The sequence below is a fragment of the Ideonella azotifigens genome, from assembly GCF_006519715.1.
In the GTDB taxonomy this organism is placed as follows: domain Bacteria; phylum Pseudomonadota; class Gammaproteobacteria; order Burkholderiales; family Burkholderiaceae_C; genus Ideonella; species Ideonella azotifigens.
In genome coordinates, this window is the sequence record NZ_VIDT01000330.1 from 1 (window position 1) to 6,016 (window position 6,016).

6 protein-coding genes are annotated in these 6,016 nt (G+C 67.8%); 1 reads left to right on the top strand and 5 read right to left on the bottom strand.

What is annotated here, in order from left to right; genetic code table 11:
* Positions 1-27: 27 nt before the first annotated feature.
* From FKP22_RS18405 to gabT, 3 genes are all read right to left on the bottom strand, one after another.
* A complete protein-coding gene (locus FKP22_RS18405) occupies positions 28-1,062 on the bottom strand; it encodes an ABC transporter substrate-binding protein (RefSeq protein ID WP_141289093.1) in 1,035 nt (344 codons plus the stop codon).
* A 127-nt stretch (positions 1,063-1,189) separates the two neighbouring features.
* A complete protein-coding gene (locus FKP22_RS18410; RefSeq protein ID WP_231012790.1) occupies positions 1,190-2,239 on the bottom strand; it encodes an ABC transporter ATP-binding protein in 1,050 nt (349 codons plus the stop codon).
* 119 nt (positions 2,240-2,358) lie between these two features.
* On the bottom strand, positions 2,359-3,657 hold the full coding sequence (gabT, locus tag FKP22_RS18415) for a 4-aminobutyrate--2-oxoglutarate transaminase (RefSeq protein ID WP_141289095.1): 1,299 nt from the start codon (positions 3,655-3,657) through the stop codon (positions 2,359-2,361).
* 146 nt (positions 3,658-3,803) lie between these two features.
* Here gabT and FKP22_RS18420 point away from each other — a divergent pair, with 146 nt between their 5' ends.
* Positions 3,804-5,198 carry an aminotransferase-like domain-containing protein gene (locus tag FKP22_RS18420; RefSeq protein ID WP_141289096.1) on the top strand — a complete coding sequence of 465 codons (1,395 nt, stop codon included), beginning with the start codon at positions 3,804-3,806 and terminating at the stop codon, positions 5,196-5,198.
* A gap of 6 nt (positions 5,199-5,204) precedes the next feature.
* Here FKP22_RS18420 and FKP22_RS18425 read toward each other — a convergent pair whose 3' ends face one another.
* Positions 5,205-5,720 (bottom strand): hypothetical protein, encoded by a 516-nt coding sequence (locus tag FKP22_RS18425; protein WP_141289098.1) that lies wholly within the window; start codon positions 5,718-5,720, stop codon positions 5,205-5,207.
* 91 nt (positions 5,721-5,811) lie between these two features.
* Positions 5,812-6,016 (bottom strand): hypothetical protein (locus tag FKP22_RS32220; protein ID WP_170200950.1); only part of this gene is annotated, 205 nt, incomplete at its 5' end.

The following is a 6,016-nucleotide window of genomic DNA, read 5'->3' on the forward strand; positions in this document are numbered from 1 at the left end:
GGTGCTGCTGCTCATTGCGTCAGGCCATCACTGCGCGGCCCAGGAAGCAAAGCGCTTTTCCAGCGCCTCGCCCTGGTCGGCCCAGAAGCCGATGTTGAACTGCAGCGCATCCTTGCTGTTGGCCGGCGAGGTGGGCAGCAGGGCCAGCACCTTGGGGTCCAGCTTGGCCAGGGCCTTGTTGTTGGTCGGGCCGTAGGAGATGTTTTGCGCGTATTCGGCCTGGGCAGCCGGCGAGGCGGCTGCGGCGATGTACTTCATCGCCAGGTCCTTGTTCGGCGAGCCCTTGGGAATGACCCAGTAGTCCAGGTCGTAGATGCCGCCGGTCCAGCTGATCTTCAGGTTCTTGCCTTCGCGCTGCGCGGCGTCAATGCGGCCGTTGTAGGCCGTGGCCATCACCACGTCACCGGCCACCAGGAACTGCGGCGGCTGCGCACCGGCTTCCCACCACTGGATGCTGGGCTTGAGTTCGCTCAGCTTCTTGAACGCACGGTCCGCGCCGGCGGGCGTGGCCAGCACCTTGTAGACGTCCGCGCTCTTCACGCCGTCGGCCATCAGCGCGAATTCGAGGTTGTAGCGCGCGCCCTTGCGCATGCCGCGCTTGCCGGCGAACTTCTTGGTGTCCCAGAAATCGGCCCAGGTCTTGGGGCCGTCCTTGAGCTTGTCGCCGTTGTAGGCCATCACGGTGGACCACACGAACGCGCCCACGCCGCATTCGGTCACGGCAGCCGGCTGGAAGTCGGCCTTGTTGCCGACCTTGCTCCAGTCCATCTTCTCGAACAGGCCTTCATCGCAGCCGCGCGCCACGTCCGGGCTTTCGACCTCCACCACGTCCCAGCTGATCTTGCCGGTCTCGACCATGGCCTTGATCTTGGCCTGCTCGCCGTTGTATTCCACGATCACCAGCTTGGCGCCGCTGCTCTTCTCGAACGGCTCCACATACGCCTTCTTCTGTGCCGCGCCATTGGCGCCGCCGAAGTTCACCACCGTCAACTGGCTCTGGGCCAGCGCTGGCAGCGCGGCCAGCATCGCCGCGGCCGCAAAGGCCATGGACGTCTTCTTCATCGCAATAACTCCTGAAAGGGCTTGAGGGAGGGACGTGTCGTGCAGCGAGAGAAGTCACGGGCCACCGTCAGCTTGCGCTGCAGGGCCTCTTGATGTGCGGGCCTCGGTCGGGCCTTTGGATCCGGGTTCAGTGATAGATGCGCAGGTAGGGCTGCGGAATGTGCAGCCACACCGCCTGGCCCACGACCGGCTGCAGCCCGCCTGCGAGCGGCAGCTTGACGGTGGCCGGCGCCTGGCCGTTGACGGCGCAGCGCAGCCGCAGGTGGTCGCCGAAATAGATGATGTCGGTCACGGCGGCCTGCACCGCATTGCCCAGCGCCTCGGGTTTGACCAGGCAGGGCTCGATGCGCTCGGGCCGCACGGAGGCCAGCACCTGGGTACCGGGCAGCGCACGGTTGATGTTCAGGCCCGTGAGCCGCTCGCCGGTGGGCAGCACCAGCTCGCAGCTGTCGCCGTCGGCCTGGCCCACAGTGCCGGTCAGCAGCGTGCTGTCGCCCACGAAGCCGGCCACGAAGCGGTTCACCGGGGTTTCGTAGAGCTGCTCGACCGGGGCGATCTGCTGGATCAGCCCGTCGTTAAAAACGGCCACGCGGTCGCTCATGGTCAGCGCTTCGCCCTGGTCGTGGGTGACGTAGACGAAGGTCACGCCGAGCTTGCGGTGCAGTTCCTTCAGCTCGATCTGCATGTGCTCGCGCAGCTGCTTGTCCAGCGCGCCCAGCGGCTCGTCCATTAGCACCAGCTGCGGCTCGAACACCAGGGCGCGGGCCAGGGCCACGCGCTGCTGCTGGCCGCCGGAGAGCTGGCCGGGCAGGCGCTCGCCCTTGCCGACCAGCTGCACCATGTCCAGCGCCTTGGCCACGCGGGTGGCGATGTCGCCCTTGGGCACCTTGCGCACCGTGAGCGGGTAGGCCACGTTGTCGGCCACCGAGAGGTGCGGGAACAGCGCGTAGTTCTGGAACACCATGCCGAAGTTGCGCTTGTGCGGCGGCGTGCGCGTGATCGGCGAGCCGTCCAGCAGGATCTCGCCTGCGGTGGGCGACTCGAAGCCCGCGAGCATCATCAGCGTGGTTGTCTTGCCGGAACCCGACGGGCCCAGCAGCGACAGGAACTCGCCGCGCTGGATGTCCAGGTCCAGCGAGCGCACAACCAGGCTGAGCCCGTCGTAGGTCTTCTGCACACCTGCAAACCGAACAAGTGGGCCCCCAGACCTGTCGCTGCGCGTCAGGCCCCCCGAGGGGGATGAGTCAACTTGGGAGCGGCCCTGCGTTGCCTCATGCGGCATGGTGTTCATCGGTCTCAGCCTTGCTGGACGGCGGCGCTGAAGGCCTCGCCCAGGACGGCCAGGCCTTCATCCAGCAGCGCATCGCTGGCGGTCAGCGGCACCAGGATGCGGATCACGTTGGCATACACGCCGCAGGACAGCAGCACCAGGCCGCGCTTGATGGCTTCGGCGCAGACGCGCTTGGTGAGATCCGCGTCAGGCTTTTCGATGTCGCCGTCCTTGAACAGCTCGACCGCCACCATCGCGCCCAGGCCGCGCACGTCCTGGATCTGCTTGTGCTTGGTGGCCAGCGCCTTCAGGCCGGCGGTGAGCTTTTCGCCCACGGCCACCGAGCGGGCCAGCAGCTGCTCTTCCTCGAACACGTCCAGCACCGCCAGCGCCGCGGCGCAGGCCAGCGGGTTGCCGGCATAAGTGCCGCCCAGGCCGCCGGGCAGCGGCTTGTCCATCAGGTCCGCACGGCCGATCACGGCCGAGAGCGGGAAGCCGCCGGCCATGGACTTGGCCATGGTCACGATGTCCGCCGCCACGCCCCATTGCTCGCTGGCCAGCCAGGTGCCGGTGCGGCCGGCGCCGGTCTGCACTTCGTCGGCGATCAGCACGATGCCGTGCTGGTCGCAGAGTTTGCGCAGCGCCTGCACGAAGTCCTTGGGGGCGACGTAGAAGCCGCCTTCGCCCTGCACCGGCTCGATGATGATGGCGGCAACGCGGGCCGCTTCCACGTCGTATTTGAAGATGTGTTCGACAGAACGCAGCGCCTCGGCGGTGCCGATGCCGTGCAGCGGGTTCGGGTACTCGGCGTGGTAGATCTCGGCCGGGAAGGGGCCGAAGCCGGCCTTGTACGGCGCGACCTTGCCGGTGAGCGCCATGCCCAGCAGCGTGCGGCCATGGAAGCCGCCGCCAAAGGCGATCACGGCCTGGCGGCCGGTGGCGGCGCGGGCGATCTTCACGGCGTTTTCGACCGCCTCGGCGCCGGTCGACAGGAAGTAGGCCTTCTTGGCGAAGTCGCCCGGGGTCTTTTCGATCAGGCGCTCGGCCAGTTCGACGTAGGGCTCGTAGGCCAGCACCTGGAAGCAGGTGTGGTGCACCTTGTCCAGCTGCGCCTTCACGGCGGCCACGATCTTCGGGTGGTTGTGGCCGGTGTTCAGCACCGCGATGCCACCGCCGAAGTCGATGTACCGCTTGCCTTCCACGTCCCAGACTTCGGCGTTCAGCGCGCGCTCGGCAAAGACCTCGTAGGTCTGGCCCAGCCCGGTGGGCAGCGCAGCGCGGCGGCGCGCCATCAGCATCGCATTGTTCGGAGCTTCGTGTTTCATGGTCTTTGCCTTCCTGTCCTGGTTTGCAGGTGAGGCGCCGACTTTAGGCCTCATGACACGGGCGTTACCATGTACAGCGCGAGGTCTTGTGCGGTGCACTGTGCAGGCCGCAAGACCTGTACAGCGCGCCGCGTCGGCCTTCCTCCATGCTCCAGCTTCAGCCCCAGTCCAGCATTTCGCTGGTGGCCCAGATCGTCGAGGGCCTGCGCTCGCAGATCGAGCAGGGTGGCTTGCGTGCCGGCGCCAAGGTGCCGTCCATTCGCCAGTTCGCGCATGCGCACCAGGTCAGCGTGTTCACCGTGGTCGAGGCTTACGACCGGCTGGTGGCGCAGGGCTGGCTGGTCTCGCGCCCGCACTCGGGCTTCTTCGTGCGGCGGCGGGCGCAGGCCGACGGTCCGGCACAGACCCAGGTCGCGGCGGGCCAGGGTTTCGATGCCATGTGGTACATGCGCAAGATCTTCGAGCACCGCCACCTGTCCATCAAGGCCGGCTGTGGCTGGCTGCCGGGCGACTGGCTGGCCGAAGACGGCCTGCGCCGCGCGCTGCGCGGCCTGGCCAGCGAAGACGCGGACCTCGGCGGTTACGGCGATCCCAAAGGTTACCCGCCGCTGCGCCAGTTCATTGCCGAGGCCTTTGCCGAGCAGGAAGTGCAGGTGCACCCCAGCCAGGTGCTGCTCACGCAAGGCTCCAGCCAGGCGCTGGACCTGGCGGTGCGCCGCCTGGTGCGCGCGGGCGACACGGTGCTGGTTGACGACCCCGGCTATGCCAACCTGCTGTTCAGCCTGCGCTTCCAGGGCGCGACGCTGGTGGGCGTGCCGCGCACACCGCAGGGCTACGACCTGCCTGCGCTGGAGCGCTTGATCGTGGCGCACCAGCCCAAGGTGTTCTTCACCCAGCCGCGGCTGCAGAGCCCCACCGGCTCGGTGGCCCAGCTGGCGCACCTGCACCGCGTGCTGCAGCTGGCCGAGAAGCACGACCTGACCATCGTCGAGAACGACATCTACGTCGACCTGGACCCGAACCCGCGGCCATCGCTGGCCAGCCTCGATCAACTCAGCCGCGTCATCACGGTCGGCAGCTACTCCAAGACCATCTCGCCCAACATCCGCGTGGGCTACCTGGTGGCGCACCCGGACATGGTGGAAGACCTTGCGCAGCTGAAGATGATCGCCGGGCTGACCAGCGCCGAATTCGGCGAACGGCTGGCGCTGGGCGTGCTGATCGAAGGCCGCTGGCGCAAGCACCTCAAAGGCCTGCGCGAGCGGCTGGCCGATGCTCACCAGCAGGTCGGCCAGCGGCTCTCGGGCCTGGGCTTCGAGCTGTTTGCCGAGCCCAAGGCGGGCATGTTCCTGTGGGCTCGGCACCCTTTGGTCAGCGACCCGGTGGCGCTGTCCAACAAGGCGGCCGAGCACGACATCATGCTCGGCCCCGGCCACCTGTTCTCGGCCGACCTCGGCCCCACGCCGTGGATGCGTTTCAACGTGGCGTTTTCGCTGGACACCAAGCTGGCCGAGTTCTTCCAGGCGCAAGGCCTGGGCTGAGCGTCCTCAGCGCGCAAAGAATGGCCGGTCGTTGTCGCAGGCCGGGTCCGGGCCGTAGGCTGTGTCGATGACCTTGTCGTCAAAGCCCATGCCGACCATGAAGCGCTGGCAGAACGGCGAGTCGTAGCGGTAGGCCCAGACGATTTCCTTCGGGTAGTGCACGCCGAAGGTGGTGCCGGGCCGGCCGATCGCGAGGCGCACTTCGTCGGCCGTCATGCCGGCCCTGATGGCGTTGAAGTTGCGCTCGGTCAGCACCTGCTCGCCGCTCACCAGCTTGTCGTCGCCATCGAAGCGCACGAGGTAGGTGAAGCGGCCGAACGGTCCGCTGGCGAATTCCAGCGTGTGGCCGCCGCCCGGTTGCGGGTAGTCGCCGGTGGGCTGGCCGAGCTGCTGCGTCACGGCGGCGGGGCTGGCGCCGGGTTCGAACTTCGGCGGAGAGAAGATCGCACAGGCACCGAGACTGGCCACCGCGGCGGCGGCGGCAAGGCCACGCCAGGCCTTGGAAAAGAAGGGCGAGCTCATCATCCCGATGAGCTTACGCGCGATGCAAATCCCTGCCGGCGTTGGCGGGTTGCTTGCCGAAGACGTGCATCGGCGCACGCCAGCGTGAAGTTCAGCGCAGCCGCGTGCCGATCTTCATCGCAGCGCGCTGGTAAGCGCGGAAGCGGTGGCCCAGGCACAGGTGCAGCGGCATCGGCCATTCCTGCCGTGCCAGTGCCTGCACTGCCAGGCCGCCCTGGTTGCGCAGCCGCGTCCACCAGCCCAGCTGCAGCACGATGACGTAGGCCTCGCAGGCCGGGTCGGCCGGGATCTCGCGG

Coding starts and splice junctions, on each gene's coding strand:
- gabT (WP_141289095.1), bottom strand. CDS start 3,657: ATGAAACACGAAGCTCCGAACAATGCGATGCTGATGGCGCGCCGCCGC.
- FKP22_RS18420 (WP_141289096.1), top strand. CDS start 3,804: ATGCTCCAGCTTCAGCCCCAGTCCAGCATTTCGCTGGTGGCCCAGATC.
- FKP22_RS18405 (WP_141289093.1), bottom strand. CDS start 1,062: ATGAAGAAGACGTCCATGGCCTTTGCGGCCGCGGCGATGCTGGCCGCG.
- FKP22_RS18425 (WP_141289098.1), bottom strand. CDS start 5,720: ATGAGCTCGCCCTTCTTTTCCAAGGCCTGGCGTGGCCTTGCCGCCGCC.